This window comes from Kribbella sp. NBC_00482, from assembly GCF_036013725.1.
Taxonomy (GTDB): domain Bacteria; phylum Actinomycetota; class Actinomycetes; order Propionibacteriales; family Kribbellaceae; genus Kribbella.
The window spans coordinates 3,826,282-3,842,513 of record NZ_CP107881.1; the positions used below are offsets into that span (position 1 = coordinate 3,826,282).

Below are 16,232 nucleotides of genomic sequence, written 5' to 3' on the forward strand. Positions count from 1 at the left end.
GAGCCCGGTCTTGTCGTCGAGTTGACCGCGTACTTGGCCATGCCGCCAGTGTTTATGGATGAGCGCTCGCGCGCCACTGGCCGGGGCCGGGGTGGAAGGGGGTGCGGGCGTTGCGCCAGTAGGTGGCCCAGTTGCTGGCTCGGTCCGGGTCGGCGTCAGGAGCCGGTACGGCGGCGCGTGCGGCGACCACCGCGATCAGAGCGGCCAGCTCTTCGGGAGTCGGGTTGCCCTTGGCAATCTTGATGGTGCTCACAGTGGGATGTTCCCATGCTTCTTCGGGGGCAGGGTGTCGCGTTTGGTCCGGAGCAGGCGGAGGGCGCGGACGATCTCGGCGCGGGTCTCGCTCGGCTTGATGACGGCGTCGATGTACCCGCGCTCGGCCGCGATGTACGGGTTCGCCAGGTGGTCCTCGTACTCGGTGATCAGCTCCTGGCGGCGGGTCTCGACGTCCTCGGCCGCGGCGAGCTCGCGGCGGTGCAGGATGTTGACCGCGCCCTGGGCGCCCATCACTGCGATCTGCGCGGTCGGCCAGGCGATGTTCATGTCGGCGCCGAGGTGCTTCGAGCCCATCACGTCGTACGCGCCGCCGTACGCCTTCCGGGTGATCACGGTGATCATCGGGACGGTCGCCTCGGCGTAGGCGTAGATCAGCTTGGCGCCGCGGCGGATGATGCCGTTCCACTCCTGGTCGGTGCCGGGCAGGAAGCCGGGGACGTCGACGAAGGTCAGGATCGGCACGTTGAACGCGTCGCAGGTCCGGACGAACCGGGCCGCCTTCTCGGACGCGTCGATGTCGAGGGTGCCGGCGAACTGCATCGGCTGGTTCGCGACCACGCCGACCGGGCGGCCCTCGACCCGGCCGAAGCCGACGATCAGGTTCGGCGCGAACAGCGTCTGCACCTCGAGGAACTCGCCGTCGTCGACGACCGCCTCGATCGCGGTGTGCATGTCGTACGGCTGGTTCGGCGAGTCCGGGACCAGGGTGTCCAGCGCGAGGTCGGTCTCCGTCGGCTCGAGATCGGCGGGCGCGTCGTAGACCGGCGGGTCCTCGAGGTTGTTCTGCGGGAGATGACCGACCAGGGCCTTCACCCACTCGATCGCGTCCTCCTCGTCGGAGCCCAGGTAGTGCGCGTTGCCGGACTTGGTGTTGTGCGTCCGGGCGCCGCCGAGCTCCTCCTGCGTGACGTCCTCGCCGGTGACGGTCTTGATCACGTCCGGGCCGGTGATGAACATGTACGACGACTCGTCGACCATCACGGTGAAGTCGGTGACCGCGGGCGAGTAGACCGCGCCGCCGGCGCACGGGCCCATGATGAGCGAGATCTGCGGGATCACCCCGGACGCGCGGACGTTGCGGCGGAAGATCTCGCCGTACAGGCCGAGACTCACGACCCCTTCCTGGATCCGGGCGCCGCCGGAGTCGTTGATGCCGATCAGCGGGCAGCCGATCTTCATCGCCAGGTCCATCACCTTGACGATCTTCTCGCCGAAGACCTCGCCGAGGCTGCCGCCGAAGACCGTGAAGTCCTGCGCGAACACGCACACCTGACGGCCGTCGATGGTGCCGAACCCGGTCACCACGCCGTCGCCGTACGGACGGTTCGCGTCCAGCCCGAAACTCGTCGAGCGGTGCCGCGCGAACTCGTCCAGCTCGGAGAAGGAACCCTCGTCCAGCAGCAGCGTGATCCGCTCACGCGCGGTCTTCTTACCGCGGGCGTGCTGCTTCTCGACCGCACGCTCCGACCCGGCGTGGACGGCGTCGTCGAGGCGCTGCTCGAGGTCCGCGATCTTCCCGGCGGTGGTGTGGATGTTCACGGTCTCTCCCATGAACGGGCAGCCTACGCGCCAGTATGCCGTACCGCCTGTGACGTCGCTCGCAAGCGGCGTACTGAACCGGTCCGGCGATAGGTTCCGCTGGTGGCTGACGCGAATGTCGACAAGCTCTTCCAGAAGGTCAACCAGCTCGTCGTGCTGGACAGCGAGGACGGCGTGACCTCGCTCCGGCGGGGGCAGACGCTCGAACTGAGCGCGGGGCACGTGGAGATGCTCCAGCCGCTCGCCGACAACCTGGACATTCCGGGACGGCTCGCGACTTCGCTTCATTCGATCTCCGGCACCGAAGGGCGGTGGCACGACCGGCGAGAGGACGCCCGCGCCGGGCTGACCGAGTTGGTGGCGATGTGCGCGGACTCACTCGAGCCGGACCCCGCGCTGCCGGAGCCGGTCGACGCCGGTGCCCGGGACCGGCTCGCGACGGCTGTCTGCCGGGCGTACGCCGCCAACGCGACACCGCGGCTGGTCGCGGGACTGTTCCCGAACGGGCGGCAGGACGACCTCGGCCGATTCCCACCGCCGCAGCAAGAGGGGGACGTCGCGGCCGCGCGGGCGCTGGCGGTCGCGATCGGGGCGCGGACCGCGTCCGGTGAAGACGTGGTGCTTCGACGCTTGGTTGCCGCCGGCCACGGTGCGGCCGCGCACGAGGCGGCCGGGATGCTGCTGGAAGCGCGAATGGACTACGCGCGGTTGCCTGAAGGGCAGCGGGCGGGGATCCATCGGCAGATGACCAGAAGCATCGAGGCGGGGTTCGCCGTACGGGATGTTCAGCGGGCCGCGGAGCGCGAGCTGACCGAGGAGCTGGAGAACCGGCGCGAGGACGTCACCGGCGGTGCCGGCGCGATCGACACCGCCAGCCGCATCGCCACCGAAGAGGTCGGGACGCTGCACGAGTTCCTGCAGAAGATCGACTACTGGGAGAAGCCGGCCGAACCGCAACGACCCGGCCTGCCGGCCGAGCGTCCGCAGTCGCTGGAAGACCTGCTCCAGCGTGTTCACGGGACCGCAGGCGAACTGACCGGAGCGCAGGAGTCGGCGTGGAACGGTGAACATGCTCCGTGGCCGGACATGACCGGCCGGACCACCCAGTCGCTCGACGGGACGCTCTACCTCAGCCGCGACGCTCGGCTCGAGCTGCACGAGCTGACGAGGCACGGGTCGAGCGAGCTCACACCGGAGCAGGTCAGCGGTGCGCGTGGGGCACTCCGGGACCTCACTGCGGAGTACGCGCTGATGGCTGGACAGGCTCGGCAGGAGGGACTGGTCGCCAAGCTGACCGAGACGGAGTTCACGCCTGCTGAGCGGGCGGTAGCTGCCGAGTTCGCAGCGCAGAACCTCAACGACATCGCCGTACGGACGTTGCCGCCGGCTTTGGCTGACCAGGTGGTGACGCCTGAGCCGCCGTACCCCGACACCCAGCACGGTCAGGTCGTACGGGGCTTCGCGAACGCGGTCGACAACCTGAAAGGCCTGGACACCCGGCCGAGCGAGTCCCTGCGCCGCATGGCCGGCAGCGCCGACATCGGTACCACCGCGGGCGAGTTGCTGCTCGCCGACTCGGAGCTCCCCCAGTCCGACCGGCCTGCCGCCGTACAGGCGATCGCCGCGACGGTCGACCGTGGCCTCACCGACGTGCCATCTACCGCCACCGCGAGCCAGGCTCTGATGCACGGCCAGGAACTCGGCCGCAAGGCCTACGGCCACACCCTCGCCGCCGACTCCACCGCTCGCTTCGCCGTCGACGCCGCGATGACCCGCCCATACACCGCGACTCCCACGAGCACCCCCGCCGCAACCACGAAAACCATTCAGGGCAACTCCAGCCCGACCCGGGACCGCTGACCCTTCGGCTGCCAGGATTGACGAGTGGAGTACGCCGAGTTCGACACCGAACGCCGCCGGATCGCCCGTGCCTGGGGCCGCGAGATTACCGACCCCGAACAACTCTCCGTGGCGGTCGAGCGATTGCGGGAGCAGGCGGGGACTCTCGCCGTGGAGTCCGACCGCGACCGGGCGATGGCCTACCTGACCGTCATGGACGACCTGGTCTCCGAGGCCGAGGCGCCGGAGAGCGAACACATCCGGCGCGCATCCGATGTGATGATGCGGTCGACCGCGCCGGAGGGGACAGCTGCCGAGCAGCGGGCACGGGCCGAGGCCGGGATGGCCGAGATCGCCCGGATCGCTGCCGAGGCCCCGACCACCGGCGAGCGGGACGCAGTACTCGAAATGAACGAGCCGCTGGCCGTGATCGTCGCGACGCACCGAGAGGGCGCCGGTGTGACCGACGCCGCACCGGCCGGTCAACGGACCCTTGGCGCGGACGAGCAGACAGCCAAGTTCGCCGCTGACCAGACGGTGGCTCCGGCGCGCGGGATCGCGGCTCCGAGCGTGACACCCGGCTCGCGCGCGACCGCGTCGACCGCAGCGGCCGGACCCAAGGCACCGGTCCGCGATCGCTGACCATGCGATGATGTTTTGGTGAAGTACGGGGACTTCGATGCTGCACGCCGCGGGATCGTGCGCGCCTGGGGGAGCGATATCACGGACCCCGAGGAACTGGCGGCCGCCGTCGAGCGGCTCAGGGAGCAGGCAGTAACCGTCGACGGAGACGCCGACCGGGCGAAGGCGATCCGCTACCTGGCGACGCTCGACAACCTCGTCCTCGAAGCCCGCACCCCGGAGAGCGTTCCGGTGCGGCAGGCCTCCGACGTCATGATGCGCGCGTCGCGTCCGGACGGTACGGCGGCCGAGCGGCGGGCCCGCGCCGCGGCCGGGATGGCCGAGATCGCGCGGATCGCGTACGCCGCCCCCACCGTCGGGGAGCGCGACGCCGCCCTCGAGATGAACGAGACCCTGGTGCAGATCATCGAGATGATCGACCTGGGGTCTGTGGAGCAGTAGATGGCCGGCCGGGCCGTTCGCAGCGCGAACAGTGAGATCCCGGACCTCGACAACGGGTTGTGGGAGCGCGTCCAGGACGCGGTGGCGGCCGAGTCGGGCTCCGCCGTGTCGCTGTGGAGCGGGCAACTGAACTACACCGACAACCCGGAGTACCGTGGCGCGGCGTACAGCGACGGCAAGATCGAGCTGAACCGGACGCTGGTGGTCGAACCGCTGCAGGAGATGTACGCGACGCGCGGGCAGCCGGCCACGGCGGAGCAGTGGAGCATCCGGCGGAACGCACTGAAGACGGTCGCCCATGAGTTCGACCATCTCGCCGGCCCGGACGGCTTCACGCACGACCGGTGGCTGAACGACCTCAAGCCGCTGGAGTACCGGCCGCTCGAGGAGGGCGTTACCGAGGCCTGGAGCCAGGCCAAGCTCGACGCGATCGCCGACCGCACGCTGCCGCCCGACCTCGCCGCTCAGGTGAAGGCGGTGCGGGCGCCGCACTCGTACCCGGGGTACGAACCAGCGGCCCGTGCGTTCGCCGACCAGGTCGGCGCCGAGGCGAATCTCTCCGGCAACGAGGTACTGCGTCGGATGGCGAGCCAACCGCCCATGTCGAAGGCGCGTGCCGCGGCCGACGTGCTGTTCGACAGCTCGGACCTGCCGACGCTCGTACCTGCTGCGGAACAGGAGGCTGTCCGCGAACGCCTCGCCGCGCAGATCAACCAGGACTTCGGCAAGCTCCAGTCGCTCAACGAGAGCACCGCCACCAACCTCCGCGCCGTCTCGCACTCCCGCGGCATGGATATCGCCGACTCCGTCACCGCGACTGTCCGCGCCACCGAGACGCAGTACCGCAACCAGTTGGGTCTCCAACAAACCCAACAACTCCAGCAAGCCACCACCCGCGAACACCCCACCATCGAGTTCCGCCGCCCACAGCCCCAACAACAGACAGCCCAGCCCCAACAGCAGCCGGGTCAGCAAGCCGCGCGACCCCAGCCCCAGTTCCCCAGGCTCCAACCCATCCCACCAAGACCTCAACAACCACCCCAACAGCAACCGCAGCAGTACGCGCAACCCCAGCAACCGCAGCAACCGCAGCAACCGCAGCAACCGCAGCAACCCGCCTACCCGCAGCCACCCCAACCTCCCGGCCAGCAACAGTCCCAGGGCCAGTGGTGGCCGCAGCCGCAGCCGCAGCAACCGCAAGCTCCGGGCCAGCAGCAGATCCCGGGCCAGTGGCAGCAGCCGCAGCCACCCCAGCAGCAGACACCTGGCCAGCAACAGGCCCAGGGCCAGTGGTGGCCGCAGACGCAGCCGCAATCTCCGCAGCAGCAGCCGGTTTATCCGCAACAGCAGCAGACGCAGTACCAGGGGCCGTCGCCGCAGCAGCAGGTCTATCCGCAACAGCCGCAGCAGACACCTGGCCAGCAGCAGGTTCCGGGACAGACGCAGCCGCAGCACCCGCAACCGTGGTACGCCCAGCCGACGCAGCAGCAGCCGCAGCACCAGCAACAGAACCCGTACCAGCAGCCGCCGCGTCAGCCGTCTCCGCAGCAGCCGGTCTATCCGCAACAGCAACAGCCGCAGTACCAGCAGCCGCAAACGCAGTACCAGCAGCCGCCGGGTCAGCAGTCACCGCAGCAGCAGCCGCAGTACCAGCAGCCTGGGCAGGTTCACCAGCAGCCGCAGCAGGCTCAGCCGCAGTACCCGCAACCGTGGTACGCCCAGCCGACGCACCAGCAGCCGCAGCACCAGCAACAGAACCCGTACCAGCAGCAGCCGCCGCAGCAGTCACCGCAGCAGCCGGTCTATCCGCAACAGCAACAGCCGCAGTACCAGCAGCCGCAAACGCAGTACCAGCAGCCGCCGGGTCACCAGTCACCGCAGCAGCAGGCGCAGTACCAGCAGCCTGGGCAGGTTCACCAGCCGCCGCAGCAGTCGGGCGTGCAGCAGGAGGGGCAGCAGCCGGCGCAGGGGCAGTGGTGGGGGCGGGTGCAGGGGGGTGGGCCGCGGTCGCAGACTCATCAGCAGTCTGGGCAGGGTGGGGCGGCTCCGGGACAGGATGTGGCGGCTCTGAGGGCTGTGCTTGATCCTCAGGCGCCCGCCGCCGGTGCGACGCGGATGCGGCCGGGCCAGGCGGCATCTGCTCGTCGCGGCGGTGCGCACACCACCGAGCAGTCAGCCGGTCGCACCACCGACGCCCCGAGCCGCTGAGCCTGGGCAGGCGTTACAGGGGGCCGGCGCTGAAGAGTTTGGGGAGGCGGGCGGCCTGGGCCAGGTCGCCGCGGACCGAGAGACGTTGTTTGAGGACGGCCAGGACGGGGTCCTCGTTGCCGGTGACGATCCGGAGCAGGGTGGTCGGGTCGGTGCGGATCGAGATGTCCGGGGGAGTGGGGCGTGGGGTCACGAGCGTGCAGCGGCCGTCCTGGACACGGAGCCAGTACTCGTCGATCGACTCGGGACGACCGGCCCCGCCCGCGCCGGTGATCTGCCAGCTGATCACAGCGTCGAACCCGGCAGCCCGGGCGGGTCGGAGGTACTCCGGCATCCGGCGAAAGATCTCGCGCAACGCGATCTCTCGTACTCCCCCGATGAGACGATGCCGGAGCTCCCGCTCCGACGTCCGGTCGACCAGCCGGGCGAGCTCACTCGCGTCCAGGGCGGTGAGGCCGTCGGACTCGAGCCAGCCGGCACTACCCCGATCGGTCATCAACCACCCCCGCGGCAGTTCGAAGGAACGCTCGCCGGACATCCTTCGGCGCTTGCGGCGCCCAGGCACGCACCTCGCGGCACTTGCCCAGCGCCCACGATGCTCCGCATCGAGGCCACTGACCAAGCACCCCGATGCACGCACCTGAACACCGCAATCACTCGAAGCCTGTCCGGCGAGCGTTCCTACCAGACCGTAGGAATTTCCTACGATGCGATAGCTTTGTCAAGTGGTTGGGGACCCTGAGAGACGCCGGCGTGCGCCGCACCTCGGTCCGGAGCGCCGCCGCCCGCTCATTCTCGACGCCGCGCTGGAGGTTTTTTCCGCGAAGGGGTACGCCGGGACCACGATGCAATCGGTCGCGGACGCGGCGGGCGTCACCAAGCCGGTCGTCTACGACTGCTTCGCGAACCGGGACGAGCTACTGCTGGCCCTGCTCGCCCGCGAGGAGCAGCACCTGGTGGTCTCGATCATGGCCGCGCTGCCCGCGGACCCGAGCGTCGGTACGCCGGAGGAGCACGTCCTCGAGGGCGTGACCGCGTTCCTCACCGCCGTCGCCAAGCAGCCGCAGTCGTGGCGGATCGTCTTCGGCGCGCAGTACGGCGCCGCGCCTGTCGTCGCCGAGCGGGTCCTCGCGGCCCGCGCGTTCCTGGTCGAGAGCCTGCGGCTGACCCTGGTCAAGTCCCTCCCCGGCGTCACCGACCCGGCCGCGAATCTTCCGGTCCTGGCCGAGCTGCTCGCCTCGATGATCGAGGCCTGCGCCCGGATGCTCGTCACGGGCACCACCGACCGCTCCCCGGCCGACCTGGCGCGCACCGTCTCCCAGGTCGTCGGCGGCGGCTTCGGCAACGTCTGATCCCCCCGCCGCGATAGGTTCCCCGGCGATGGCCGGATCCGGCGGCCGCACTGCGACGAGGAGGGCTATGCCTTCGGCATCTCACGAACTACTCGGGGACACCGATCCGCGCGAGCACGGCCCCGGCTGGCGGTACGTCGTCGTGCCGTTGAGCGCCCGCGGGACGAAGCTCCGCGAGCTCGTCGGCCCGGACACCCGGATCGCCGGCGCGGTGCCGCCGGACCCGTTCGTGGTGGATCCCGACCGGGTCGGCGTCAGCGAGCCGTGGAGCGCCGACCGCGATCGGCACATGTCGCACAAGCCGGTGCTGATCGACGAGAACCATCCGCCGGAGCACGGCGGGCTGGTCATCGCGATGCCGCCGGAACACCTCCACCTGTCGCGGACCAGCGAGGGCCCGATCACCGGTGACCAGCTGCTGGCCGGAGAACACCGCCTGGGTTCGCCGGTGCCGCTGAACACTACCTTCGGTGCCGGCGTCGAGATCGCCGGTGTCGTCGTTCCGCAGCGAGCGGACGGCGCCGGACCGGTGAGCGCCTGGGACGCGGAGTGGCTCCAGGACTTCGCGGCGGCGCGTGAGCTTCCGGTGATCGAGACCGCCGCGGCGGAGCGCGCCGGTCAGCAGGTCGAGCTCGGTCCGGACGGCTGGCAGGCGGAGATCCCGGCCGGAATCTACGCGGAGGGCGGCGTGTACCCGTTGTCCGCCGACGGAGAGTTCCGTTCGGTCGAAACGCAGCACGACGTGGGCCTCCTGATGTACCCGCAGCACCTGGGCAAGGCGCTGGAGGACCTGAGTACGGCGGGTGTCGCCGACGAGGAGCTGCGTGCGCTGGCGGCCGGCTACGAGCAGGCTGTCGACCGCAACGAGGCTCCTCGGGTGTCGGCGGGTGCAGATGGAGCCGTCCAGTTGTCGGTCCGGGGCGACACAGTGTCGGAGTACAAGTACGGCCGGTACGAGCAGGAGACCGTGGTGACGGCCGAGGGTGCCTTCACCCGGCGGGTCCAAGGTGAGCGGTACGGCGAGATCGCCGAGGCAACGCACCCGGAGCTGACCGACCGGGTCGTCCAGGGAGCCAAGGAGCACCACCCGGAACTGGCTCCGCAGCTCGATGCGCTCCACGAACAAGCCCGGATGCCGAATGCGATCCGCTGGGCGCATGAGCAGCGGATGGGCGGCCGGATCTCCGACGGCGTACGGCAGGAGGCAGACCGGTGGGCAGGGCAGCCGATCGACTGGCAGATCGTTCAGCACCAGGCCGAACGGGCCACTGCCCAGGACTGGGCACGGGTGGCCGAATCTGCCGCCGAGTCAGGCACTCCGTCGACGCTGATCACCAGCGAGGGCGTCCGCCAGTTCCAGCCCGCCAAGACCCAGTCGGATCGCGGTGGGCGGGCGGAGTGACAGGAACGCTCCACGTACTGTGAAGTAGCTGGGTGTGCGGTCACGATCCGCTTCCAGTGGGCGGACTGTCTGCGGCGTTGGCGGGCGTCCGCCGATAGGGTGGGCGAACGTGACCGAGACCGGTAGTGAGACCCGTACCCGCGCGCGGTTCGAGGTGCCTGAGGAACTCAGGGCCGACGTCCGTCTGCTCGGCGAGATCCTTGGCAAGGTTCTGCTCGAGTACGCCGGTCAGCCGCTGCTCGACGACGTCGAGAAGTTGCGCGAGCTGACCATTGCCGGTGACGGCGCCGCGGCCGAGCAGTTGGTCGCGTCCTGGCCGCACGAGCGCGCCGAGGACGTCGCCCGTGCGTTCACCTGCTACTTCCACCTGACGAACCTGAGCGAAGAGCTGCACCGGGCCCGTGTGCTGCGTGAGCGCGACCGCGCCGGCAGCGAGGCCGTGGTGTCCGAGCTGGCCCAGGCCGTGGAGCAGATCACCCGCGACAGCGGCGAGCAGCAGGCCCGCGCGCTGCTGAACGGCCTGGAGTTCCGGCCCGTGCTGACCGCACACCCGACGGAGGCCCGGCGCCGTGCCGTACTGGCGACGATCCGCCGGATCAGCTCGCTGCTCGACGAGCGCCACGACCCACGGGCCGGTGACAGCGACCTGGCGGAGAACCGTCGCCGCCTGGTCGAGCAGGTCGACATCCTCTGGCGTACGTCGCAACTCCGCACCAGCCGCCCCTCGCCGCTGGACGAGGTGCGCTCGGCGATGGCGGTGTTCGAGGAGACCCTGTTCAACGTCGTCGGCAACGTGTACCGGCGGCTCGACGACGCGCTGGCCGGTGACGCGGCCGGGACGCGGACGCCCGTGGTGGCGCCGTTCGTCCACCTGGGCTCGTGGATCGGCGGCGACCGCGACGGCAACCCGAACGTGACCGCGGCGATCACCCGGGAGGCCATGCAGATCCAGGCCGACCACGTCCTCCGGGCGCTCGAGCAGGCCACCGAGGTGCTCGGCCGCGCGCTGACCCTGGACGCCGCGACCACGCCGCCGTCCGCACCGGTACGCCGCATCCTGGAAGACGCCCGGGCGGTCAACCCAGAGCTGATCACCGACATCGAGACCCGCTCCCCGGCCGAGCCGCACCGGCAGCTCCTGCTGCTGGCTGCCCGCCGGCTGGCGGCGACTCGCGCCCGCGACGCCGACTTCGGGTACCCGCGGGCCGCTGACTTCCTGCACGAGCTCAAGGTCCTGCAGGACTCCCTGGTGACTGCCGGAGCACCGCGCCAGGCGTACGGCGAGCTGCAGCAGCTGATCTGGCAGGTGAACTCCTTCGGGTTCCACCTGGCCGAGCTGGAGGTCCGCCAGCACTCCTCGGTGCACGCCAAGGCGCTGGAGGAGGTGCTCGGCGGTGGCGAGCTGTCCGACCAGACGGAGGAGGTGCTCGCCACACTCCGGGTGATCGGTCAGATCCAGCAGCGCTTCGGTCCCGAGGCCTGCCGCCGGTACGTCGTGTCGTTCACCCGCAACGCCGGCGACCTGGCAGCCGTGTACGAGCTGGCCGACGCGGCGCTGGACGGGCGTCCGATCGAGCTGGACGTCGTACCGCTGTTCGAGACCGGTGAGGACCTGCAGAACTCGGTGGAGGTGCTGGACAACGCGATCCAGCTCACCCGGGTCCGGCACCGGCTCACTGCGAACGACCGGCGCTTCGAGGTCATGCTCGGGTACTCCGACTCCGCCAAGGACGTCGGCCCGGTGTCTGCGACGCTGGCGCTGTACGACGCGCAGGCGCGGATCACGGCGTGGGCGCAGCGCAACGCGATCCGGTTGACGCTGTTCCACGGCCGCGGTGGTGCGCTCGGACGTGGCGGTGGTCCGGCGAACCGCGCCGTACTGGCGCAGGCTCCTGGATCGGTGGCCGGGCGGTTCAAGCTGACCGAGCAGGGCGAGGCGATTCCCGCCCGGTACGGAAACTCGGCGATCGCGCAGCGGCACATCGAGCAGGTGACTGCGGCAACGCTCCTGGCGTCGACGCCGGCAGTGGAGGAGCGAGCCGTGGTCGCGGCTCAGCGGTTCGCCGTGGTCGAGAAGACGCTCGACGAGGCAGCGCGTACGGCGTACCACGGGCTGGTGAAGGCGGACGGCTTCGCGGAGTGGTTCAGCACCGTGACGCCGCTGGAGGAGCTGGGCCAGCTGCCCCTCGGGTCGCGGCCTGCCAGGCGTGGTGTCGCGGTGTCGTCGCTTGAGGACCTGCGGGCGATCCCGTGGGTGTTCGCGTGGTCGCAGGCCCGTGTGAACGCCCCTGGTTGGTACGGCCTCGGTACGGCGCTTGCCGCAGTCGGGGACGTCGACCTGCTGCGGGACGCGAACCAGAACTGGCCGCTGTTCCAGGTGATGCTGGAGAACGCGGAGATGTCGCTGGCGAAGACGGACCGGCGCATCCTCGGCCGCTACCTGGAGCTGGGCGACCGGCCCGACCTGACACAGCGGATGCTGGACGAGCACGCGCTCACCACCGAGTGGGTACTCAAGGTGCTCGACCAGGAGCGTCTGCTGAAGGGACGCCGCGTGCTGGGCCGTGCGGTCGAGCTGCGTAACCCGTACGTCGATGCGCTCAGCTACCTGCAGCTGCGGGCACTGCGGACGCTGCGCACCGATGACTCACTGGATGAGGCGCAGATCGTCCGCACACGCCGACTGCTGTTGCTGACCGTTTCTGGCGTCGCTGCCGGTCTGCAGAACACCGGATGAAGTTCAGCGACTTGGACCGGCCCCCGCTGGACGAGCAGTTCCTGCGGGGGCGGTTGGTGCGTCCCGGTGCACTGTGGACGCAGATCGACGTACTCGCGGAGACGCCGTCGACGAATGCTGTTGTGGCAGCTGCGGCTGCAGGTGGTCAGCCAGAGGGACTGGTCGTTGCTGCGGAGTACCAGTCGTCCGGTCGCGGGCGGCTGGGACGTACCTGGACGACGCCGCCGCACTCTGCCTTGCTGATGTCGGTTCTGCTGCGTCCGACCGCCGTTGAGGCGTCACGGTGGCCGTGGCTCGGGCTGCTGGTGCCGCTGGCGGTGGCGGCTGCGGTGCGGCAGGTCGGTGAGATCCCGGCGCAGGTGAAGTGGCCGAACGACGTACTGGTCGAGAACCGCAAGCTCGCGGGCATCCTGCTGGAGCGCGTCGAAGGGCCGGCGGCAGTGATCGGCATCGGCCTGAATGTGACTCTCCGCGAGTCGGAGAAGCCTCATGAGGCCGCGACGTCGCTCGCACTGGAGAAGGCGGCGACGACTGACCGGGCCACAGTGATGTCAGCGGTACTCCGTGAACTCGCGTCCCGCTACCAGTCCTGGGTAGACGCCAACGGCGACCCCGCTGTCGTCCTCCCGGAGTACCGCGAACTGTCCGCGACCCTGGGCCAGACAGTGCGCGTAGAGCTCCCCGACGGCACCTTCCTCGAAGGCACCGCCCGCGACCTCGCCGACGACGGCCGCCTGATCGTCGACACAAAAGAAGGCCCCCGCCCACTCGCAGCCGGCGACGTAACCCACCTCCGCCGCACCTGAGCAACTACCGAGCAGCCTCACCGATCGTCTGCCCGTTGTCCGGGCGGTGTACGACGGTGATGCGGTTGCCGGGGCGTACTTTGCCGGTCTCCAGCACTTTCAGGTAGGCGCCGACACGCCCCGTGCGAGCGAAGCGGTGATGGAACCGTTTGATCCCCATCCGCCCCGACAGGTTCCCGCACGGGGTCCGAGGCGACCGCACCTCGACCAGGATCCCGCCGATCCGCCACCGCTCACCGATCAGTGCACCGGTGACGTCCAGCCCACGCGTCGTCAGGTTCTCCCCGAACAACCCCGGCGGAATCTCCCGCCCCAGCTCGGCGCCCCACCAGTCCGCATCCTCCTCGGCGTACGCATAAAGCGCCTTGTCCGCCCCACCGTGGTACCGCGTATCGCACTGCCGATCACCCACCAGGCCAAGCTCCCCGACCTCGACAGCCCCGGGCACCGGCCGTTTGTCGATCGCCGTCCACCGCGTCGGTCCACGGATCAGCTCATGGACGACGTTCACCGCCACCAACCGCGCGGTCATCAGCTGATCCAGCGGATCGGGTCGCCGCTGTCCAGGTCGTCGCACCCGGCGTCGTGCAGCGCCCCGGCGACAAGCGTCCGGCGGTACGACGCGAACGTCAGCACATGCGCGATCATCGCCCCGGCCGTGTACACCTCGACGTTCTCACCCGGGCACACGATCAGCTCGTCCAGCCGGTTCGCCGTACACAACTCACCGACTTCCCCCGCGAACGCCGGCCCGACCTCGCCCAGCCGCCGCCGCATGCTCTGCACACTCTCACCCTGCTCGACGGAGAAGTCGTACGTCGCTCCCGCCAGGTTCGCGTGCCACATCCCGAGCTGCCCGACCAGCCGGGACAGCAACGATCGCAGCGTCGGATCGGTGTCGATCCCTTCGACCGAGATCTCGATCGGCCGGTCGAGCTGCTCGTCGGTCAGCGCCGCCGCCTGCTGCAGCATCTGGCCGAGCAGCCAGATGTGGTGGTCCACCATCGTCCGGATCAGATCCATCGAACTCACCTCGTCCCTGGCCGGTACCCGCAGCCCGTTCGGCGGGTGGAAATGGATCCCGCTGGGCGCGTCCAGCCGGATCCGGTCGGGCTGCCCACGCCACCGCGCAGGAGGTACGCCGTACGCGCGACTGAACGCCCGCGTGAACGCCTCGTGCGACCCGTATCCAGCCTCGATCGCGACGTCGAGGATGTGCCCCGGCCCGGTCAGCAGCCGGTACGCCGCGCGCTCGAGCAGGATCCGCCGCCGCAGCTGTCCGGGCCGCTCACCGGCCGCCGCCTCGACCAGCCGGTCCAGGTGCGACCGCGACAACCGGACGCGGGCAGCCAGCTCGGCCGCGGTCGCGTCGTGCTCGTCCAGCGCGTCGGCCAGTACCGAGACGAAGGCGGCGAACACATCGGTCATGTGACCATCGTGCCCGCCGCCTACGCGTCGTACTTGATCGTTTTCGCTCTAATGCGTGAAGAGCTTGGCTGCGGTGATCAGGGTCTGGATGATTCCGTAGCCCAGGAGTACGGCGACCAGGAGCCAGGAGATCACCAGGCGTGGGGTCTGATTCATAGGGTGGCCTCCACACTGGATTCGGACTTCTCGTGGAAACGCTCGGACACCGAGCGGATCAGCAGGTTCGCGACGAACCCGACGGCCAGTACGCCGACCATCGTGAACAGTGCCGGCCGGTACGCCGCCGCGGTCAGCGTGCCCGGTTTGCCCTCGCGGTCCAGGAACCCGTTGATGATGAGCGGCCCGGCGATCCCGGCCGCCGACCACGCGGTCAGCAGCCGGCCGTGGATCGCGCCGACCTGATAGGTGCCGAACAGGTCCCGCAGGTACGCCGGAACGGTCGCGAACCCGCCGCCGTAGAACGAGATGATGACCGCGGCCAGCAGCACGAAGACCACCGTGCTGGTGTGCCCGACGGACGCCAGCAGTGTGTACGCGACGATTCCGACGCCGAGGTACATCGCGTAGATCGGCTTCCGCCCGATGACGTCGGACGTCGACGACCACCCGAACCGGCCGGCCATGTTGAAGATCGACAGGAGGCCGACGAACCCGGCCGCGGCCGCCACCGCGACGCTCGACTTGCCGCCGTCGCCGCGGAAGAAGTCCTGGATCATCGGGCTGGCCTGTTCGAGGATGCCGATACCCGCGGTGACGTTGCAGAACAGCACGACCCACAGGAACCAGAACTGCGGCGTCTTGATCGCGTTCGCCGCCGAGACGTTGCCGGTCGTGACGAGGGCCTTCTGCTGCACGGCCGACGAGTCGAAGCCGTCCGGCGCCCAGCCGTCGGCGGGGACGCGGATGTTGAAGACGCCGAACATCATGATCACGAAGTAGCCGATGCCCAGCGTCAGGAACAGGCCGACCAGCGCGCCGCCGCCGGCCACCGACGTGCTCACGTTCGGGTCGTAGCCGGAGTCGTAGAGCCCGAGCAGCTGGCGGGACAGCGGGCTGGCGACGAGTGCGCCGCCGCCGAAGCCCATGATCGCCAGGCCGGTCGCGAGCCCCGGGCGGTCCGGGAACCACTTGATCAGCGTGGAGACCGGCGAGATGTACCCGATCCCGAGGCCGATGCCGCCGATCACGCCGTACCCGAGATAGACCAGCCAGAGCTGCCCGGTGCCGATGCCGAGGGCGCCGACCAGGAACCCCGTCGCCCAGAAACAGGCGGCGACGAACATCGCCTTCCGCGGTCCGTTGCGTTCGACCCAGGTGCCGCCGACGGCGGCGGACAGGCCGAGCATCACGATCGCGATGCTGAACACCACGCCGACCGCGGTCTGACTGGTGTCGAAATGCTTCACCATCGACGTCTTGTAGACGCTGGTCGCGTACGCCTGGCCGATGCACAGGTGGACGGCGAGCGCGGCCGGCGGGATCAGCCAGCGGCTGTAGCCCGGCGGTGCGACGGTGTGCTCCCGGTCGAGAATCGACAAGACTGCCATCACAGCTCCTTCTGG

Annotated in this window: 15 protein-coding genes; 8 read left to right on the top strand and 7 right to left on the bottom strand. The window is 69.8% G+C overall.

Annotation, left to right across the window (positions count from 1 at the left end; translation table 11 throughout):
* Nucleotides 1-52: 52 nt before the first annotated feature.
* Both OHB24_RS18875 and OHB24_RS18880 read right to left on the bottom strand, forming a co-directional pair.
* Nucleotides 53-253, bottom strand: a complete 201-nt coding sequence (locus OHB24_RS18875) for an acyl-CoA carboxylase subunit epsilon (RefSeq protein WP_327640368.1) — start codon at nt 251-253, stop codon at nt 53-55.
* Entirely contained in the window at nt 250-1,827 is a 1,578-nt protein-coding gene (locus OHB24_RS18880; protein ID WP_327640370.1) for an acyl-CoA carboxylase subunit beta, read from the bottom strand. The genes OHB24_RS18875 and OHB24_RS18880 overlap by 4 nt, the downstream gene beginning before the upstream one ends.
* 90 nt (nt 1,828-1,917) lie before the next feature.
* Between OHB24_RS18880 and OHB24_RS18885 the strand changes: the two genes are divergently transcribed.
* From OHB24_RS18885 to OHB24_RS18900, 4 genes are read left to right on the top strand one after another with little or no spacing between them, the layout of a single operon-like run.
* Nucleotides 1,918-3,675: a hypothetical protein gene (locus OHB24_RS18885; RefSeq protein WP_327640371.1), complete on the top strand. Its 1,758-nt coding sequence runs from the start codon at nt 1,918-1,920 to the stop codon at nt 3,673-3,675.
* A 24-nt stretch (nt 3,676-3,699) separates the two neighbouring features.
* Entirely contained in the window at nt 3,700-4,296 is a 597-nt protein-coding gene (locus tag OHB24_RS18890; RefSeq protein ID WP_327640373.1) for a hypothetical protein, read from the top strand.
* Nucleotides 4,297-4,314: 18 nt separating this feature from the next.
* Nucleotides 4,315-4,737: a hypothetical protein gene (locus OHB24_RS18895; RefSeq protein WP_327640374.1), complete on the top strand. Its 423-nt coding sequence runs from the start codon at nt 4,315-4,317 to the stop codon at nt 4,735-4,737.
* Nucleotides 4,738-6,945 carry a hypothetical protein gene (locus OHB24_RS18900; protein WP_327640375.1) on the top strand — a complete coding sequence of 736 codons (2,208 nt, stop codon included), beginning with the start codon at nt 4,738-4,740 and terminating at the stop codon, nt 6,943-6,945.
* Nucleotides 6,946-6,958: 13 nt separating this feature from the next.
* Here OHB24_RS18900 and OHB24_RS18905 read toward each other — a convergent pair whose 3' ends face one another.
* A complete protein-coding gene (locus tag OHB24_RS18905; protein ID WP_327640376.1) occupies nt 6,959-7,441 on the bottom strand; it encodes an SCP2 sterol-binding domain-containing protein in 483 nt (160 codons plus the stop codon).
* 229 nt (nt 7,442-7,670) lie between these two features.
* Here OHB24_RS18905 and OHB24_RS18910 point away from each other — a divergent pair, with 229 nt between their 5' ends.
* From OHB24_RS18910 to OHB24_RS18925, 4 genes are all read left to right on the top strand, one after another.
* Nucleotides 7,671-8,297, top strand: coding sequence for a TetR/AcrR family transcriptional regulator (locus tag OHB24_RS18910; protein WP_327640377.1), 627 nt, complete (start codon nt 7,671-7,673; stop codon nt 8,295-8,297).
* Between the two features lie 67 nt (nt 8,298-8,364).
* Entirely contained in the window at nt 8,365-9,699 is a 1,335-nt protein-coding gene (locus OHB24_RS18915; RefSeq protein ID WP_327640378.1) for a hypothetical protein, read from the top strand.
* A 109-nt stretch (nt 9,700-9,808) separates the two neighbouring features.
* Entirely contained in the window at nt 9,809-12,436 is a 2,628-nt protein-coding gene (locus OHB24_RS18920) for a phosphoenolpyruvate carboxylase (protein ID WP_327640379.1), read from the top strand.
* Complete coding sequence (locus tag OHB24_RS18925) at nt 12,433-13,242, top strand: biotin--[acetyl-CoA-carboxylase] ligase (RefSeq protein WP_327640380.1); 810 nt, start codon at nt 12,433-12,435, stop codon at nt 13,240-13,242. The genes OHB24_RS18920 and OHB24_RS18925 overlap by 4 nt, the downstream gene beginning before the upstream one ends.
* Nucleotides 13,243-13,246: 4 nt before the next feature.
* Here the strand turns inward: OHB24_RS18925 and OHB24_RS18930 are convergent, their stop codons facing one another.
* The 4 genes from OHB24_RS18930 to OHB24_RS18940 are packed head-to-tail and all read right to left on the bottom strand — an operon-like array spanning nt 13,247 to nt 16,217.
* The gene (locus OHB24_RS18930) at nt 13,247-13,774 is read right to left on the bottom strand and encodes an MOSC domain-containing protein (protein ID WP_327640381.1); all 528 of its coding nucleotides are present in this window, start codon (nt 13,772-13,774) and stop codon (nt 13,247-13,249) included.
* A complete protein-coding gene (locus tag OHB24_RS18935; protein ID WP_327640382.1) occupies nt 13,774-14,670 on the bottom strand; it encodes a helix-turn-helix transcriptional regulator in 897 nt (298 codons plus the stop codon). Before OHB24_RS18935 ends, OHB24_RS18930 begins: the two co-directional genes overlap by 1 nt.
* Before the next feature lie 48 nt (nt 14,671-14,718).
* Nucleotides 14,719-14,826: an MFS transporter small subunit gene (locus tag OHB24_RS43315; protein ID WP_420323244.1), complete on the bottom strand. Its 108-nt coding sequence runs from the start codon at nt 14,824-14,826 to the stop codon at nt 14,719-14,721.
* On the bottom strand, nt 14,823-16,217 hold the full coding sequence (locus tag OHB24_RS18940) for an OFA family MFS transporter (protein WP_327640383.1): 1,395 nt from the start codon (nt 16,215-16,217) through the stop codon (nt 14,823-14,825). The genes OHB24_RS43315 and OHB24_RS18940 overlap by 4 nt, the downstream gene beginning before the upstream one ends.
* Nucleotides 16,218-16,232 lie beyond the last annotated feature (15 nt).

Bases quoted from the DNA above. Each gene is read 5' to 3' on its own strand.
- OHB24_RS18930 (WP_327640381.1), bottom strand. From the start codon at position 13,774: ATGACCGCGCGGTTGGTGGCGGTGAACGTCGTCCATGAGCTGATCCGT.
- OHB24_RS43315 (WP_420323244.1), bottom strand. From the start codon at position 14,826: ATGAATCAGACCCCACGCCTGGTGATCTCCTGGCTCCTGGTCGCCGTA.
- OHB24_RS18900 (WP_327640375.1), top strand. From the start codon at position 4,738: ATGGCCGGCCGGGCCGTTCGCAGCGCGAACAGTGAGATCCCGGACCTC.
- OHB24_RS18880 (WP_327640370.1), bottom strand. From the start codon at position 1,827: ATGGGAGAGACCGTGAACATCCACACCACCGCCGGGAAGATCGCGGAC.
- OHB24_RS18905 (WP_327640376.1), bottom strand. From the start codon at position 7,441: ATGACCGATCGGGGTAGTGCCGGCTGGCTCGAGTCCGACGGCCTCACC.
- OHB24_RS18915 (WP_327640378.1), top strand. From the start codon at position 8,365: ATGCCTTCGGCATCTCACGAACTACTCGGGGACACCGATCCGCGCGAG.
- OHB24_RS18935 (WP_327640382.1), bottom strand. From the start codon at position 14,670: ATGACCGATGTGTTCGCCGCCTTCGTCTCGGTACTGGCCGACGCGCTG.
- OHB24_RS18940 (WP_327640383.1), bottom strand. From the start codon at position 16,217: ATGGCAGTCTTGTCGATTCTCGACCGGGAGCACACCGTCGCACCGCCG.
- OHB24_RS18925 (WP_327640380.1), top strand. From the start codon at position 12,433: ATGAAGTTCAGCGACTTGGACCGGCCCCCGCTGGACGAGCAGTTCCTG.